This is a genomic window from Thermodesulfobacteriota bacterium, from assembly GCA_030583865.1.
GTDB lineage: Bacteria > Desulfobacterota > GWC2-55-46 > GWC2-55-46 > GWC2-55-46 > UBA5799.
Genome location: CP129479.1, coordinates 2,635,115 through 2,651,350 on the forward strand (window position 1 = coordinate 2,635,115; position 16,236 = coordinate 2,651,350).

Genomic DNA, 16,236 nt, shown 5'->3' on the forward strand with positions numbered 1-16,236 from the left:
CGCCTATTTGAGCCCGACCTTTCTTATGAGCTTGTAGAAGCAGAACGCCGTGAAGGCGATAACCGTCCCCCACGAGAGCACGAGGAAAATCCATCCCCCTGCAGTCATACCCCCCTCCTTTTCCATGCAACCCTTACAGATAGGACAAGGGCCGCCAGAAGCGCTGCCAGGAACGCCCTTGCCGCCCATACACCGGCCTCGCTTTTTGCGAGCACGGAAGGGAGCTGCTGGTAGGTCCAGGCCGCGAGTATGATCATGAGGAAAGCGGGCGTCACGTATTTCATCACGTAGAAAAAGAGCCTCGATATCCTTATGTGCGCGCCCCTCGTTATCTCGCTCCAGGCTTTTTCAGACCCGAATATCCAGAAGAATATCACGACCTCCATGAGCGCCAGCACAACGAGGCCGAAGGTCCCTGCCCAGAAGTCCATCTCGTCGAGCGCGCCGCTTACGAATATCGGGAGGTGCGCCGATACGAAGAAGACGGCCCCGAGCACCATGACCGATTTTTTCCTCTCCCATCCGAACTCGTCCTCGAAAAATGCCATCATGGGCTGGGAGAGCGCGACTATGGAAGTAAGGCCGGCGAGGAAAAGAAGGAGGAACCAGATGAAGCCGAAGAACTGGCCGTAGCTCATGTAAGAGAAAACCGCGGGCATGCTCATGAAGCCGAGCTTGAAGGCGCCGCCGGAGGCTATCTCGGAAGCGCCCTGCATCCCGAAGAAGATGACGGCGGAGGTGAGGGCGATGGTCGAGCCGAATATCACCTCGGCGAAGGTATTGAGGCTAGCCGTCGAGAGGCCGTCGAGAGCGATGTCCTCGTCCTTTTTCACGTAGCTCGCGTATGTGAGGATCGCGCCCAGGCCGAGGGACAGGGTAAAGAAGACCTGCCCGGCGGCCGCCAGCCAGACCTTGGCGCTCGTTAAGCCGCTCAAGTCAGGCTCCCAGAGGAAAGCAAGCCCTTTCCTGATCGTGAATGACGGGTCAGTCGGCGAGCTCAAGGTAAATACCTTTATAAAGAGCACCAGCGCCATTATGAAGAGGGCCGGTATGGCTATCTTGTTAAGCGCCTCTATGCCGCCGGAAACACCCCTGCCGAGTATCCAGAGCCCCAGTAAGAGCGTACCGAGAAAAAAGGCGTAGGCGAGGGGCCCGGGCGTAAGCATGTCCCCGCCTCCGGTTGCGCCGATGTAGCCGTAGAGGAAGTCCTGATATGGCTTGAGGTACTCGGAAGCCGAGGCCGCTCCCGCCAGGCTGTCAGTGCCAGGGAAGCTCCCCATTATGGAGAAGATGCCGAAGGCGAGGGTCCAGGAGCATATGTAAGTGTAATAGATGACCACCACGAGCGGCAGGAAGACGCCCAATATGCCGACGTACTTGGCGGCCCTGTTCTTCCAGAGCTCGTCGAACATGCCCGGCGCGGTGCCGTGCCCCCTCGAGCCGCCGTACCTGCCGATGCCCCATTCTATCCACATGAGTGGTATGCCGAGCACGAGGAGAGATATGAAATAGGGTATCATGAACGCCCCGCCGCCGTTCTCGGCGGCCTGGACCGGGAACCTTAGGAAGTTCCCGAGGCCGATGGCGTTCCCGGCCATCGCAAGTATAAGCCCTATCCTCGTGCCCCACTGCTCGCGCGTCCTCATCTTCTCCTACGCCCCGCAAAATGTAATTCGGCCCTGCGTAGACCAGCGCCGATTGCGGCCTCCCGGACCGCAAAAAAACCGGCCGCCCGCGCGCATAAACACGAGGGCGTCACTTCCTCTGGAAGTCGTCCTCGAAGCGCACGATGTCCTCTTCCTCCACGTACTCGCCGTTTTGCACCTCGATTATCTCAAGCGGCACGCCTGTCGCGTTCTCAAGCCTGTGCTTTACGCCCCTGGGAATATAGGTGGACTGGTTTATCGCGATGTCCACCACCTCCTCACCCCTCTGGACCCTCGCGGTCCCGGAGATTACCACCCAGTGCTCGCTCCTGTGGTGATGGAGCTGGAGGGAAAGCCTCTTTTTCGGCTCGACCCGTATCCTCTTTATCTTGTAGCCATCGCCGGTTTCGAGAAGCGTATAGGAGCCCCAGGGCCTCTCGACGGTCCTGTGTATCTCGTGCTCGGTGTATCCCTTCTTTTTGAGGACCGAGACGACCTCCTTTACCTCCTGGGCGCGGTCGCGGGGGCAGACGAGCGTAGCATCGGGCGTGTCCACCAGAATCATGTCCTTCAGGCCTATGGTGGCGACCGCCCTGTCAGAGCCGAGTATGATGGAATTTTTCGAGCCGATGTCCACGACCCTGCCGCGGACGATATTGCCGTCCGAGTCGGGCTTCAAGACCGCGTTAAAGGAGCTCCAGCTGCCCATGTCCGACCACGGGAAGCTCGCGGGTATCATTACCACGTCCTCGGCCTTCTCGAGTATGCCGTGGTCTATGGATATGTCTTTTATCGACTTGTACGCGGCGATGAGGCTCTCGGTGTCTTTGCAGGCTGAGAGGGCTTCGAAGGTCTCGGGCAGGTGCTTTTTTACCTCCTCGAGTATCCTCTCGGCCTTCCAGAGGAAGATGCCGGAGTTCCAGTAATAGCCGCCCTCCTTGAGGTACCTTTTGGCCCTCCTTATGTCCGGCTTCTCGACGAACTTCTCAACGCTCCGTATGCTGAAGCCGGATATCTTCTTTACAGCCCTCGGGAACGCCTTTATGTATCCGTAGCCCGTCTCCGGGTGCGTGGGCACTATGCCGAAGGTCACGAGGCGGCCTTCCCGGGCGGCCTGAAGGGCCGCCTTCATGGCGGTCCTGAACGACTTGCCGTCCTCTATGACGTGGTCTGCGGGCAGTACCGCCATCACGGCGCCGGGGTCTTTCCTGTACAGCTCGAAGGCCGCGAGCGCAATGGCCGCGGCGGTGTTCCTGCCCATCGGCTCTATGACGTAGCCTGGGTCCACGGCCTTGCCGTCGTAGGAGAGGTGCAGCCTTATTATCTCGGCCTGCCGGGCGTTGGTGACGATAAGCACCCTCTCTGACGGCACGAGCGGGCTCAACCTCTTTATGGTCGATTTAAGGAGGCTCTCGTCGCCCGCGACCTTAAGGAGCTGCTTCGGGGTGGTCTCGCGGCTCAAGGGCCAGAACCTGCTCCCTATGCCTCCGGCCAGTATTGCGGCATAGAGCCTGCCTTTTGAAGCCGGCCTTCTCCTCACGCCGGCCCCCTCTGCAAGCGCCTTTTTAAGGGGCTTGATGCGCCCCGCAGTGATTGCGCCCGACAGTGCCGCCTTGCTCCCTGAACCGTTCCGCGACATGGCTATTCCTTTCTCCGGACTCCGGATTCATTTATGCGGAGGTCCGCGATGGGTTGCTCATAAACGTAATCGAATCAAGGCAACCTCTAAAAATTAGAGATTTTTCCCGCAATCAAGGAAGGCCGGGAATAAAAAGCGGAGCATATATGCAAATATGTGAGCATTTTTATTCCCGGCCTGACACAGGGTCCGGGGAAAAGATCAATTTTTAGAGGTTGCCTCAAGATACCTTCCGCCTTGCGGCCGCGTCGAGGACCGTATAGGCGGCGCGGATCCCCAGGTAGCTCAGGTAATGGAGGCCGTTAAGGACCGCGGAATCCGTATACTTCCTTGCCACTTGAAGCTCCTCCTTGAACGTGCGGTGGAAAGAGCTCGAAGTCTTTGAGCCTGGATGCACCCTGAACAGGGCGAGCCGGTCGTCTATGAACCCCGGCGGGTATTTACGCCCGAGCCGGAGCCAGAACTCGTAGTCCATCACCCTGTGCTGCGACTCGTCAAAAAGGCCGAGCTCGCCGAAGGCCTCCCTCCTTATGAAGGTGGCCGGCTGCGATATGAAGTTCGTGACAAGGAGTATATTATAGCCGTACCGCCGAAGCAAAAAGTTCTTGTACGCTGTTATATAGCGCCTCGTCTCCCTGCCCTTTGCGTCTATTATCCCGCACTTGCCGGTAAGCCACAGGCATTCCGGGTGCGCCTGAAAGTACCCGGCGACTTTCTCAAGGGCCCCCGGCTCGTAGAGGTCGTCCGAGTTCAGATAGGCGATTATGTCCCCGGTCGCCTTCCTTATGCCCTTGTTTATGGCGTCGGACTGGCCCCGGTCGCGCTCCGAGACCCAGGCGAGCCGCTTCTCATATCGTTTAAGGACATCCAGCGTTTCGTCTTTCGAGCCGCCGTCGACTACGAGGTATTCGAGTTCCGGATAATCCTGGCCGAGTACGCTTTCGATCGTGTCGCCTATAAAGCCCCCCTGGTTGTAGGAGGGCGTTATGACCGTTATCCTCGGAGGGTTCCTCATGCCCTTGGCCCCGCGATTGCGCCGGATATGGCCTGAAAGGTCTGCAGGGCCGTGCGCTCCCAGCTGAACCCGGCTGAGCGCTTGAGGCCTTCCGCGGCGAGCCTTTTCCGTAACGCCGGGTCTTCGAGGACCCGCAGCATCCCGTGCGCTATGCTCTCTACGCTCAGGGGGTCGACGAAAAGCGCGGCATCGCCCGCGACCTCGTCAAGGGGCTCGATGCCTGAGCAGACGACCGGGACGCCCGAGGCCATTGCCTCGAGGACAGGTATGCCGAAGCCCTCATGGAGCGACGGGAAGACGAAGAGGCCGGCGGCCGAATATACCAGGGGTATGTCCTCGTAAGGGAGCCACCCCAGGAATATGATATCCTCCTCGAGGCCGAGCTCATTTATCTTCCCCCGTATCGATTCGTGCCCGTAGTCCCTCGCGCCGATGAGGACGAGCTTAAGGTCCGGCCTGCTTATCTTTACGAGCTTGAAGGCCTTCAGGAGCCTTTCATAGTTCTTATGCGGAAGCGACGAGGCGATGTACAGGACGAAGCCAGGCGGAAGCCCGTATTTCCTCCTTATGTCAGCGGCCTCCCCCGGCGGCCTCGCCATGAAAACCGACTTCTCCGAGGCAAGGTGCGTGACCGTGACCTTATCGGGGCTTATGGAATAGAAATTCACTATGTCCCTCTTGGACTTCTCCGAGAGCGTGAGGACCGCGTGCGCGCTCTTCGCGCTCATGTAGATTATGGATTTGAGAAAGAGGAGATACCATCTGTTGAAGTTCCCCGGCTGGTTCACGTGCTGCAGGTCGTATACCATGACGAGCGACGGGACCGGAGACAAAAAAGGTGCCGTCATGCCCGCGGAAAAGAGGGCGTCGAGCCTGTGTCTCCTGGCGAGGAGCGGCAGCACCGCCTGCTCGTAGGCTATCCTCATGGGGCGGTTCGAGGCCCTGACCTTGCAGCGCACCACTTTCACGCCCTCTTCGCCCAGGAGCCCCTCGGATTCCCTGTTTACATAAAGCAGGAACTCGTGCCCGGGCGCAACGCGCGGGAGCCACTTGATGAGGTTCCTCAGGTACACCTCGCTACCGCCTACCCTTCCGGGGAGGAGATAGAGCGCGTTTATGCCGACCCTCATCTCCGGACCGCGCCCCTCCAGTACTCGAGTATCGATTCGAGGCTCTCCCTGAGAGTGTACTTCGGCGCCCAGCCGAGCGCCTTCATTTTCGCGGCGTCGCCGTATATGGCGGCGGTCTCCGTGGGGCGCCTCCTGGAGGGATCCTCCCTTATTGTGATGTTCTCGGTCGAGAAGGATATCAGTGTCTCTGCTATCTCCCTTATGCTCGTGGCCCTGCCGGAGCAAACGTTATAGGCCTCACCGAAGCTCCCCTTCTCGACAAGGAGCTCGTAGGCCGCCACCACATCCCTGACGTCCAGGAAGTCCTTTGCGGTCCTTAGGTTCCCGACCCTGAGGGCCTTATCCTCCCTTATCCCGGCCTCTATTTCGGCTATCTGCCTTGCGAACTCGGAAGTGACGAAGCTGTCCGACTGGCGGGGCCCGAAGTGGTTGAAGGGGCGCGCCCTCACGGCCTTTAGGCCGCGGCTCCTCCAGTACTGGAAGGCCAGGAGGTCCTGGGTCACCTTGCTCACCGCGTAAGGGTTCAGGGGCTTAAGCTCGGCCTTTTCGGGAACCGGCAGTATGTCAGAGGCCGCGTCCCCGTACTCGTCGCCAGAGCCTATGTTGAGGACCACGGCCTCGGGCACGGACTTGAGGACCGCCTCGAAAATATTGAGGGTCGAAAAAATGTTTGTCTTGAGGGTCTCTTCAGGGTGGCTGAACGAAAAGGCGGGTATGGATTGCGCGGCGAGGTGGAAAACGACGTCGGGCTTAAGGCGGTCGATTACCTCCTCGACGGCCTTCCTGTCGAGGAGGTCGCATTTCGAAAGGTTTACGCCTTGTATCCCGGAGAGGTTCGCGGTCTTCTCGTCTATCCGCGTACCCCAGACCTCGAACCTCGGGGCGAGCCTTTCAGCCAGGTGAGAGCCTACGAACCCGGCTATCCCGGTTATGAGTACCTTACGCACACTTGAGCCTCTCTATGTCGGCGTCCACCATCATGCGGACGAGCTCCTCGAACGAGACCCTGGGCTTCCAGCCGAGCACCGTCATGGCCTTTGAGGGGTCGCCCACAAGGAGCTCGACCTCCGCGGGCCTGAAAAAGGCCGGGTCTATGACAACGTGCTTTTTCCAGTCGAGGCCGGCGCGGTCGAACGCGAGCTCCACGAATTCGCGGACCGTATGGGTGTCGCCCGTGGCCACCACGTAGTCGTCCGGCGCGTCCTGCTGGAGCATCATCCACATGGACTCCACGTAGTCCCCGGCAAAGCCCCAGTCGCGCTTGGCGTCGAGGTTCCCGAGGCGGAGCTCTGTAGAAAGCCCGAGCTTTATCCTGGCCACCCCGTTCGTAATCTTTCTCGTCACGAACTCGAGCCCCCTCCTCGGCGACTCGTGGTTGAAGAGTATCCCGGAGCAGGCGAATATGTCATAGCTCTCGCGGTAATTCACGGTTATGTAGTGCCCGTAGACCTTCGCCACACCATAGGGGCTCCTCGGGTGGAATGGCGTAAGCTCGTTCTGGGGGACCTCCCGCACCTTGCCGAACATCTCGCTCGAAGAGGCCTGGTAGAACCTCGTGTCCGGCTTTATGCGCCTTATGGCCTCGAGGACCCGGGTCGTGCCGAGGCCGGTGAATTCTCCGGTGAGCGTCGGCTGATTCCATGAGGTAGGCACGAATGACTGAGCCGCGAGGTTGTATATCTCGTCTGGCATTATCCCCTTAACGGCCTCGTCAAGCGAGGACTGGTCCATGAGGTCGCCCTGCACGAGACGGATTTTCTCCCTTATGTGCTCTATCCTTTCGAACTTGTCTATGCTGGACCTCCGGACCATGCCGAAGACCTCGTACCCCTTCGAAAGAAGGAATTCCGCGAGATACGAGCCGTCCTGTCCGGTAATGCCCGTTATCAAAGCCTTCTTTGCCATCCGACTTTTCGAGCCCCTTTCCATGTAAATTGAAGCCCCGGAGCAAATTTCAGGAAAATACAATCATACCACTCCATGCCCGGGTTTTCACCAGCAAAAAACCCGCTCTTGGGCCTGGACCTGATTGTATGTTCACGAAATGAACGATACCACGGGAAAGGAACTCGCGTCAAGAGTGAAGAGCTTGTTTTCCGGAACAAAACCGTAGAGATATCCAGCCTGAACCCGCAGGCGAGATTCAGGGCGGAGATCTTGAAGGAAAGGCGGCTGGTTGTAGGGGCTATTCCCTGTCAGAGGCTTTCAAGACCGCGTCTATGGCCGACTTTATGGCCCTGGAATGGGACTCATCCGGGCTTCGGAGTACCTTGAGGAGTTTCATTATATAGGCGGCCTCTTCCGCCTCGGGCGAGCCGACATCCACGGCCTGCCCCCTGGGTGCGTAAAGGGCCGGGCTTTCGCCTGCCAGAGGGGCTTTCCCGGGCTTGTAGATCTCGCCTCTGCCGTCAATAAGCCAGTCGAGGCCCACCCCGAACCTCTCGGAAAAGGCGAGCACAAGGCCCGAGGGCATCTCTCCGCGCTTTTTATAGTTGGAGAGCGCCTGCGGGGTGACCTCCAGGGCCCGCGCAACCGCAGAGTCGTTCTTGAGGCGCGCAGCCCACTTCATCCTCTCTATCACATCCGCGTAATTTACGCCCATCGCGAACCTCTCGTAAATAGGTACTTAAGGCAGGCCTGACACAGAGTCCGGGGAAAAGATCCTTTTTGAGGTTGCCTTAAGCCTCAAGCTCCACCGTACCGCCGGGCAACGAGGCCTCAAGCCGCTCCTTTATGAAGGCCTTTGCCTTGTCGAGCTTCTCCTGGTCAACTGCCTCGAACCTCAAGACCAGTACAGGCTGGGTGTTCGAGGCCCTTACAAGGGCCCAGCCGCCATCGAAGTTCACCCTGAGGCCGTCTATCTTGATGATGTCCCTTACCCGGAAGTCGTCCGAGCCCTGGCCGATTTCTCCCTCGAGCTTCTCGATTACCGAGAACTTGACCTCGTCAGGGCAGTCTATCCGTATCTCCGGGGTCACTACCGTCTCGGGGAGCCCCGAAAGCATGGAGGAGAAGCGGAAGGCGGGGTTTGCGGCCCTTTCCCTTGCGGCTATCTCGGCCACCCTGCACGAGGCGTAGATCGCGTCGTCAAAGCCGAACCATTTGTCCGCGAAGAAGATATGCCCGCTCATCTCTCCGGCCATCGCAGCGCCGAGCTCCTTCATCTTGGCCTTTATGAGCGAATGCCCGGTCTTCCACATCACAGGGTTCCCGCCCATGCGCGCTATCTCGTCGTACATGACCTGCGAGCATTTTACCTCGCCCACGATGGTCGCGCCCGGCTTTTCCTTCAATATGGATTTTGAAAACACCACCATGAGCTTGTCGCCCCAGATTACCGACCCCCTCTCATCTACCATGCCAATTCTGTCAGCGTCGCCATCATAGGCGACCCCGAACTCGGCCCCGGTCCTCCTTACCGTCTCGATAAGGTCAAGGAGGTTATCCGTGACGGTCGGGTCCGGGTGATGGTTCGGGAACGAGCCGTCGGGCTCGCTATAGAGCTCGATCACGTCGAACCCGAGCCTCTTGAGGAGCTTCGGGGCGACCGGCCCCGCGGTGCCGTTCCCTGAATCGAGGACGATCCTCATGCGCTTGGGTAATTCCGGTATATTGAAGGAGCCAGCGACGTAATCGATATAAGCCGGTATTATGTCGTGGATCTCGACAATGCCTGGCATCGCATCAACCGGCGGCTTCCCGAGGACCTCTTCCCTTATTATCTTTTTTACAGCCTGTATCTCCGAGCCGTGAATGGTCTCTTTCCCGACGCTCACCTTGAAGCCGTTATACTCCGGGGGGTTGTGGCTTCCGGTTATCATTATGCCGCCGCCCACCTTTAGCGTGTGCATGGAGAAATACTGTAGCGGCGTGGGGCACTCCCCTATGTCGATGACGTTTACGCCGCTCTGTGTGAGGCCCCGGACAAGCGCGTCCCGTATGGGCTTGGAGCTCGTCCTTACGTCCCTTCCGACCGTGATCTTGAAATCCGGGCCTATGTTCGCGCCCCGCCTTTGGGCGTATATGGCATAGGCCCTGCCCAGTAGCTCCGCGACCTCGGCGGTAAGGTCCTTCCCCCATGTGCCCCTTATGTCGTATTCCCTGAATATCGCGTCAGAAATGCTCATGGATATAACCCCCGGTTTATTTAAACAAGGAAGGCACCGCCGGACCCGCTAAAGCGTTCTCTTCCCGGAGCGCTTCTCCTCCCTTAGCTTCCTGAAAAACGATTTCAAGACCTCTTCCGATTCCGAGGCAAGCACCCCGCCGGTCACATGGACCCTGTGGTTCAGGCGCGTATCCGTTGGGATGTCGTAGAGCGAGCCCGAAGCGCCCGCCTTGGGGTCAAGCGGGCCGAATACGAGCCTCGGTATCCGGGCGAGCACTATTGCCCCCATGCACATCAAGCAGGGCTCGAGCGTGACGTACATGGTCGCGCCGGAGAGCCTCCAGGTCTTGAGCTTCCTTGCCGCGCTCCTTATGGCCAGAAGCTCGGCGTGCGCGGACGGGTCGGCCTTCGATTCCCTCAGGTTATGCGCCCTGGCTATGACGCGCCCCTCGCGGACGATGATTGCGCCCACCGGGACCTCTCCCTTCAGGGCGGCCTTCTCCGCCTCCCTGAGGGCCTTTGCCATGAAGGCCTCGTCCAGCTTTATGCTCAAAACACCTACCTTCTTACCTGCGAAAGAGTAAAAGGTACATTAAATATGAGGTGTTGTCAACCGGGGTACAGGCAGCCCAGAGCCTAAATGCCAATCCATGAATTGTGAAGGGAATTTCCGGAGCAAGCGGGAGAGAGATTTTACCTGAGGGCGAACCCTTTTTGCCCCAGGACGCCTTTTAGATACGCCCCGGTGTGCGAGCCCTTGACCCCAGCGACGTGCTCGGGAGTACCTTCGGCCACTATCTCGCCGCCCTGGTCGCCGCCCTCAGGGCCGAGGTCGATTATGTGGTCCGCTGATTTTATGACGTCGAGGTTGTGCTCGATTATGATGATGGTGTTGCCCGCGTCGCGGAGGCTTTTCAATACATCGAGGAGCTTGTGTATGTCAGCGAAGTGGAGGCCCGTGGTGGGCTCGTCGAGTATGTAAAGGGTCTTCCCCGTGGCCCTCCTTGAAAGCTCCCTGGCAAGCTTTATCCTCTGCGCCTCGCCTCCCGAGAGCGTGGTCGAGGCCTGGCCGAGCTTTATGTAGCCGAGCCCGACGTCATTGAGGGTCTTGAGTTTTTCCCTCACCTGGGGGATGTTCTCGAAGAAGACGAGCGCCTCGGCTACCGAGAGGTCGAGGCACTCGGAGATGTTCCTCCCCTTGTACCGTATCTCAAGGGTGTCGCGGTTATACCTTTCCCCGCCGCACGCGTCGCAGGTGACGTATACGTCCGGGAGGAAATGCATCTCGACCTTTATAAGGCCGTCTCCCTTGCACGACTCGCACCTGCCGCCCTTCACGTTGAAGCTGAACCTGCCGGGGCTGTAGCCCCTTACCTTGGCCTCGGGGAGCTGGCTGAAGAGGTCCCTTATGGGCGTAAATAGGCCGGTGTAGGTGGCCGGGTTCGAGCGCGGCGTCCTGCCTATGGGGGTCTGGTCTATGTCAACGACCTTATCTATGTGCTCGAGCCCTGCAATCGAGGCCGCCTCTCCGGCCCGCTCCTTCGAGTCATAGAGCTTCCGGGCGAGGTTTCTATAGAGCGTATCCACCACGAGCGTGCTCTTTCCAGAGCCCGAGACCCCGGTTACGCAGGTCATAAGCCCGAGCGGGAAACGGACGTTAAGGTCTTTGAGATTATTCGCCCTCGCCCCTTTTACGGTAAGGAACCTCTTGTCAGGCATTTTCCTCTTCTCCGGCACAGGTATCCTTAAAGAGCCGGAGAGGTACTTGCCCGTAAGCGAACTTTCGTTTGCGGCTATCTCATTGAATGTCCCCTGGGCCACTATGCGTCCGCCCGAGAGCCCGGCCCCGGGGCCCATGTCGATTATGTGGTCGGCGTCGTTCATGGTCTCCTCGTCGTGCTCGACGACGATGACCGAGTTACCCATGTCCCTGAGCCGCTTAAGGGCCTCAAGGAGACGCCTGTTGTCCCTCTGGTGGAGCCCTATGGAAGGCTCGTCGAGTATGTAGAGCACGCCGACGAGCGAGCTCCCTATCTGGGTTGCGAGCCGTATCCTCTGCCCCTCGCCCCCTGAAAGTGTCGCGGCAGGCCTGTCGAGTGAGATGTAGTCAAGCCCTACTTTCGAGAGAAAGCCGAGCCTCTCGCCTATCTCCTTCAAGACCCTCCGGGCTATCTCCTGCTCGAACGTCGTAAGCCTCAGGCTCTTGAAGAACTCGAGCGCATCCTTAATGGACATGGCCGCGATATCCCGGATGGACCTCGCCCCTATCTTTACGAAGAGCGCCTCTTTCTTGAGCCTCGAACCCTCGCATACCGGGCAGGGCTGCGAATTCATGAACCGCTCAAGGTCCTCACGGACGTCCTCCGAGTCGGTCTCGCGGTAGCGCCTCTCCAGATTGGCGAGCACGCCCTCGAAAGGGGCCGTGTAGGCGTACTTGCTCTTCTCTCCCTCGTGCCGGAACTCGACCTCCTCTTCTCCGGAGCCGTTAAAGATTATCTCCCGGATCCTCGGCTGGAGTTTCTTAACCGGCGCATCCAGGCTGAACTTATAGTGCCTCGCGAGCGAGGAGAGCATGTTCAAATACCATGAAACGGCCTTCTTTCCGCCGGACCTGCTCCAGGGGGCTATGGCCCCCTCGCGTATCGATAGCTCCGCGTCCGGTATGACGAGCTCAGGGTCGAAATAAAACTTCTCGCCGAGGCCCTTGCACTCCGGGCAGGCCCCGTAGGGGCTGTTGAATGAAAATGTGGTGGGGCTTATCTCGGGGTAGCTTATGCCGCACTGGGCGCAGGAGAGCTTCTCGTTAAAGAGGAGTTCCCTTCCGCCGACGACCTCCACCTTTACGAGCCCGCCCGAAAGCCGCGAGGCGGCCTCCAGGGAGTCGGTAAGCCTCCTCAGTATCCCCTCCTTGATGACGAGCCTGTCTATGATGACGTCTATCGAGTGCTTCTTCCTCTTGTCGAGGACGATTACGTCCTCGAGGTCGCGCGCCTCGCCGTCTATCCTGGCCTTGGTGTAGCCGTCCTTCCTGAGGGATTCGAGCTCCTTCCTGTATTCCCCCTTACGGCCCCGGACTATCGGGGAGAGGAGGACTATCTTCGAGCCCGGCGGAAGGGCCGCCAGCCTGTCGGCCATCTCCTGTATGGTCTGGGATGTGATTGGACGGCCGCAGCTGAAGCAGTGGGGCTTCCCGATCCTTGCGAAGAGGAGGCGGAGGTAGTCGTATACTTCGGTGACTGTTCCGACAGTCGAGCGGGGGTTCCTGGAGGTGGTCTTCTGCTCTATCGATATGGCGGGCGAGAGCCCTTCAATGGACTCAACATCAGGCTTGTCCATCTGCTCGAGGAACTGCCTGGCGTAGACGGAGAGGCTCTCGACGTACCTCCTCTGCCCCTCTGCGTAAATGGTGTCGAAGGCCAGCGAGGACTTGCCGGAGCCTGAAACGCCTGTTATGACGACGAGCCTGTCTCTCGGTATCTCAAGGTCTATGGACTTGAGGTTGTGTACCCTCGCGCCCTTGATTACTATCCTGTCCATCTTTGTCTTTCAAACGGCCTGAATGATCAGATCAGGGCCTTCTCTTTCTGTTCACGGCCATCTCTACGGCCATCTCTATCGCCGCCCTGAGGCTAAAGTGGCTTGCTACACCCTTCCACGCGATGTCATAGGCGGTGCCGTGGTCTACCGAAGTCCTTATTATGGGCAGGCCCAGTGTCGCGTTCACGCCGTCCTCGAAATGCTGCAGCTTCAAGGGCCCGAGCCCCTGGTCGTGGTACATGGCAAGCACGCAGTCGAACTCCTTTTTCCTGACCGTCCTGTAAAAGACCGTGTCAGCCGGGAGCGGCCCCAGCGCGTTTATGCCCTCTTTCCTCGCCTTTTTGACGGCCGGCGCTATGGCCTTTTTCTCCTCGTCACCGAATATGCCGCCCTCGCCAGCGTGCGGGTTCAAGCCGCATACCGCGATCCTCGGCCTCTTCATCCCGAAATCACGCGTAAAGGCCCGGTGCGTTACGCGGAGGGCCTTCAAAACAGCCTTCTCCGTCACGAGGCGCGGCACATTCTTAAGGGCCTCGTGGATGGTGACGAGCGCGACCTTGAGGTCCTTCCCTCCGAGCATCATGACGAAATCTTCGGTATCCGTAAGCTCGGCTATGAACTCGGTATGGCCCGGGAACCGGAAACCGGCGAGCTTCGCGGCTTCCTTGCTTATGGGGCAAGTCACCATCGCGTCCGCGTCGCCTATGGCGGTCATGAATACCGCCTCTTCTATGTAGCTTATGAGCGCCTCTCCCGCGGCTTTCACGGGCTTGCCGGGCTTGAGCCTTTTGAGGTCCAGCCTGGAAACTCCGATGACCTCGCTCTCGCGCGGCGCCTTCAACCCGAGCTTTCCGGCAAGATGGCTGAGGAGCCCCGCGTCACCGACTACTATAGGGTTGCAGAGCGCCCTCACCCTTTTATCACCGAGGGCCTTTAGTGCGAGCTCGGGGCCGACGCCGGCGGGGTCGCCCATGGTTATGGCTATGTTGGGTTTCATAAATTTTCCAGTGGCCGGGCATGCAGGGGGAATCACATTAAAACTCTAAATCTACTCTAACCTGTCATTCCGAGGGAGCGTCAGCGACCGAAGAATCAGATACGAGATTCTTCGCTACGCTCAGATTGACATATGGCAACCTCTTAAAATTAGAGATTTTCCCGCTTTTCACGGAAGGCCGGGAATAAAAAGCGGCGCATAGATAATGTGTGGGCATTTTTATTCCCGTAACACTACCCAGAGTCCGGGGAAAAGATCAATTTTTTAGAGGTTGCAAAAACTCACTGCATCCTTATCTCAATATGCGCGAACTTCCTGGTCTCGTTAAGCCAGAAGCTGTACCTCTCGTCCATTATCTTTTTGAAGAGCCTGTCCTGTATCTCTCCCCTCACCTCCGCGAGCGGCCTCGGCGCCCGGGGCAGGTAATCCGAGAGACGGACGAAGTAGACGCCCTCTGGCCTCTCGATTGCCGGGCTCACCTCGCCGGGCTTGAGCTTAGAGGCGGCCTCCTCCAGCCAGGGCTCAAGCTCCCCGGATTTCAGGAGCCCCAGGTCGCCTCCGGCAGACGCCGCGGGCCCCTCTGAGTACTGGCTTGCCAGGTCCCTGAAGTCCTCGCCTGCCCGGAGGCCGCCCGCTATGAGGTTCAAGCGCCTCGCGAGGACGTCCTTGTCGTTGCCGGGCAGGAATATGATATGAAGCCTGAAAAGGGCGGGGGACTGGAAATTATCGATATTGCGGCGGTAGTAGTCCTCTATGTCCTCGGGCTGGATGGATATCCTTGACCTGAACTCCCTGTTCACGAACTTCACCTGGCGTATCTGCTCTTTGAGCTGCTCCCTGTATTCCTTCTGGGTCAGGCCGTTTTCGGCCAGAGCGAGAAGGAGCTGCTCCTGAGTCAGCCTGTTCTGCTTTTTAATATCGTCAACGGCGTTGTCTATCTCCCGCTCGCTCACCTCTATGCCAGCCTTGTCCGCCGCCTGTTTCACAAGCCGCTGCTCTATTAGCCCCTCAAGTATCCCGCCTTCCATCTCGCGGGCCTTTTCAGGGTCGATTGCGCCGCCTTCCACCCCGAGCCTCTCCATTGCCACGGCGGTCGCGGCCTTGAGCTCGGATAGCGTTATGATGCTGTCGTTAATGACCGCCACGACCTTGTCCACCACCTCGGCGCGGGCCTGGGCGGGGGAGAAGAGCATTGCGGCAAGCGCCAGGGCGGCGATGAACCCTCTCACAGGAGCCCCTCCCGTATCTCTATCCTGGAAGAGCGCTTCCTCTCGGCTATCCACTCGTCCAGGATGGCCGCGGTCTTCTCGTTTTTGAGGCGCTCTACTATCCTGGCCCTGACCTCCGGATACGGGACCGGCCCGCCCTTCCTCTTTTCCTCAAGGAGGAATATGTGGAAACCGTATTCCGTCTTGACCACCTGGCTTATCTCCCCCGGCTTGAGGCTGAAGACCACGGCCTCGAACTCGTTCGGCATATCACCGGCCCCGAAGTACCCGAGGCTTCCGCCCTCCTTGCCCTCTGGGCTCAGGGAGACCTCCTTCGCGATTTCTCCGAAGTTTTCAGGGGTGATCCTTTCCCTGACTTCCGTAGCGTCCTCCTCCGAGGCGACGACGATCATCCTGGCCCTGACCTGCTCGGGCCTCGAAAACCCTTCCTTGTTCTGCTCGTAATACTGCCTTGCCTCCTTTTCGGAGACCTTTGCCAGGCTTGTTATCGACTCGATGGCCTTTTTGACCAGGAGCTTCCTCTTGATCTTCTCCTCCCACTCGCCGAGGCTGCCGTAGCGCGACTCTATCGCCGCCCTGAAAGAGGCGTCGCCGTACTCCTTTTTTATAAGGTCAACCTCCGCCGCGAGCTCTGCCGCGCCCACGGTAATGCCGGCCCTCTCGGCCTCCTCGAGCAGGAGCTCCTCTTCTACCATCTCGGCTACGAGCTCTTTTTTCAGCTCAATGAACTCGCCCGCCTCTTCGCCCTTCTCCGAGGGCACCAGCCGCTTAAGCGCGTCCCTGTACTCCCCGGCTGTTATCGAGCGCCCGTTGACCTTGATTATGACCTCACCGGAGTCGTCCTTGAAGTAGCCGCACCCGGCTGCGAGCGCCAAAAAAAAGAGGAGTGCGAAGGCCTTCAACAGCCCGCTCCCTGGGCGCTTTTTAATAGGTAA

The 16,236-nt window shown here is 58.9% G+C and carries 13 protein-coding genes; all 13 read right to left on the reverse strand.

The window, feature by feature from the left end; genetic code table 11:
• Positions 1–104: 104 nt before the first annotated feature.
• The 13 genes from QY316_12570 to QY316_12630 all read right to left on the reverse strand — a co-directional run bounded on the left by QY316_12570 (position 105) and on the right by QY316_12630 (position 16,203).
• Positions 105–1,646, reverse strand: coding sequence for a sodium-dependent transporter (locus QY316_12570; GenBank protein ID WKZ32725.1), 1,542 nt, complete (start codon positions 1,644–1,646; stop codon positions 105–107).
• Between the two features lie 109 nt (positions 1,647–1,755).
• Positions 1,756–3,285 (reverse strand): mannose-1-phosphate guanylyltransferase/mannose-6-phosphate isomerase, encoded by a 1,530-nt coding sequence (locus tag QY316_12575; protein WKZ32726.1) that lies wholly within the window; start codon positions 3,283–3,285, stop codon positions 1,756–1,758.
• A 220-nt stretch (positions 3,286–3,505) separates the two neighbouring features.
• A complete protein-coding gene (locus QY316_12580) occupies positions 3,506–4,300 on the reverse strand; it encodes a glycosyltransferase family 2 protein (protein WKZ32727.1) in 795 nt (264 codons plus the stop codon).
• On the reverse strand, positions 4,297–5,430 hold the full coding sequence (locus QY316_12585) for a glycosyltransferase family 1 protein (GenBank protein WKZ32728.1): 1,134 nt from the start codon (positions 5,428–5,430) through the stop codon (positions 4,297–4,299). The genes QY316_12580 and QY316_12585 overlap by 4 nt, the downstream gene beginning before the upstream one ends.
• A complete protein-coding gene (locus QY316_12590) occupies positions 5,427–6,377 on the reverse strand; it encodes a GDP-mannose 4,6-dehydratase (protein ID WKZ32729.1) in 951 nt (316 codons plus the stop codon). Before QY316_12590 ends, QY316_12585 begins: the two co-directional genes overlap by 4 nt.
• A complete protein-coding gene (gmd, locus tag QY316_12595) occupies positions 6,370–7,335 on the reverse strand; it encodes a GDP-mannose 4,6-dehydratase (protein WKZ32730.1) in 966 nt (321 codons plus the stop codon). Before gmd ends, QY316_12590 begins: the two co-directional genes overlap by 8 nt.
• 280 nt (positions 7,336–7,615) lie before the next feature.
• The gene (locus QY316_12600) at positions 7,616–8,032 is read right to left on the reverse strand and encodes a helix-turn-helix domain-containing protein (GenBank protein ID WKZ32731.1); all 417 of its coding nucleotides are present in this window, start codon (positions 8,030–8,032) and stop codon (positions 7,616–7,618) included.
• A 76-nt stretch (positions 8,033–8,108) separates the two neighbouring features.
• Positions 8,109–9,551 carry a phosphomannomutase/phosphoglucomutase gene (locus tag QY316_12605; protein ID WKZ34125.1) on the reverse strand — a complete coding sequence of 481 codons (1,443 nt, stop codon included), beginning with the start codon at positions 9,549–9,551 and terminating at the stop codon, positions 8,109–8,111.
• Positions 9,552–9,605: 54 nt separating this feature from the next.
• The gene (gene tadA / locus QY316_12610; GenBank protein ID WKZ32732.1) at positions 9,606–10,091 is read right to left on the reverse strand and encodes a tRNA adenosine(34) deaminase TadA; all 486 of its coding nucleotides are present in this window, start codon (positions 10,089–10,091) and stop codon (positions 9,606–9,608) included.
• A 140-nt stretch (positions 10,092–10,231) separates the two neighbouring features.
• Positions 10,232–13,075: an excinuclease ABC subunit UvrA gene (gene uvrA, locus QY316_12615; GenBank protein WKZ32733.1), complete on the reverse strand. Its 2,844-nt coding sequence runs from the start codon at positions 13,073–13,075 to the stop codon at positions 10,232–10,234.
• A 31-nt stretch (positions 13,076–13,106) separates the two neighbouring features.
• Entirely contained in the window at positions 13,107–14,072 is a 966-nt protein-coding gene (gene pdxA / locus QY316_12620; protein WKZ32734.1) for a 4-hydroxythreonine-4-phosphate dehydrogenase PdxA, read from the reverse strand.
• 281 nt (positions 14,073–14,353) lie between these two features.
• Positions 14,354–15,301 carry a peptidyl-prolyl cis-trans isomerase gene (locus tag QY316_12625; protein WKZ32735.1) on the reverse strand — a complete coding sequence of 316 codons (948 nt, stop codon included), beginning with the start codon at positions 15,299–15,301 and terminating at the stop codon, positions 14,354–14,356.
• Positions 15,298–16,203 (reverse strand): peptidyl-prolyl cis-trans isomerase, encoded by a 906-nt coding sequence (locus QY316_12630; protein ID WKZ32736.1) that lies wholly within the window; start codon positions 16,201–16,203, stop codon positions 15,298–15,300. The genes QY316_12625 and QY316_12630 overlap by 4 nt, the downstream gene beginning before the upstream one ends.
• Positions 16,204–16,236: the final 33 nt, after the last annotated feature.

Coding starts and splice junctions, on each gene's coding strand:
- QY316_12570 (WKZ32725.1), bottom strand. CDS start 1,646: ATGAGGACGCGCGAGCAGTGGGGCACGAGGATAGGGCTTATACTTGCG.
- QY316_12575 (WKZ32726.1), bottom strand. CDS start 3,285: ATGTCGCGGAACGGTTCAGGGAGCAAGGCGGCACTGTCGGGCGCAATC.
- QY316_12580 (WKZ32727.1), bottom strand. CDS start 4,300: ATGAGGAACCCTCCGAGGATAACGGTCATAACGCCCTCCTACAACCAG.
- QY316_12585 (WKZ32728.1), bottom strand. CDS start 5,430: ATGAGGGTCGGCATAAACGCGCTCTATCTCCTCCCCGGAAGGGTAGGC.
- gmd (WKZ32730.1), bottom strand. CDS start 7,335: ATGGCAAAGAAGGCTTTGATAACGGGCATTACCGGACAGGACGGCTCG.
- QY316_12600 (WKZ32731.1), bottom strand. CDS start 8,032: ATGGGCGTAAATTACGCGGATGTGATAGAGAGGATGAAGTGGGCTGCG.
- uvrA (WKZ32733.1), bottom strand. CDS start 13,075: ATGGACAGGATAGTAATCAAGGGCGCGAGGGTACACAACCTCAAGTCC.
- pdxA (WKZ32734.1), bottom strand. CDS start 14,072: ATGAAACCCAACATAGCCATAACCATGGGCGACCCCGCCGGCGTCGGC.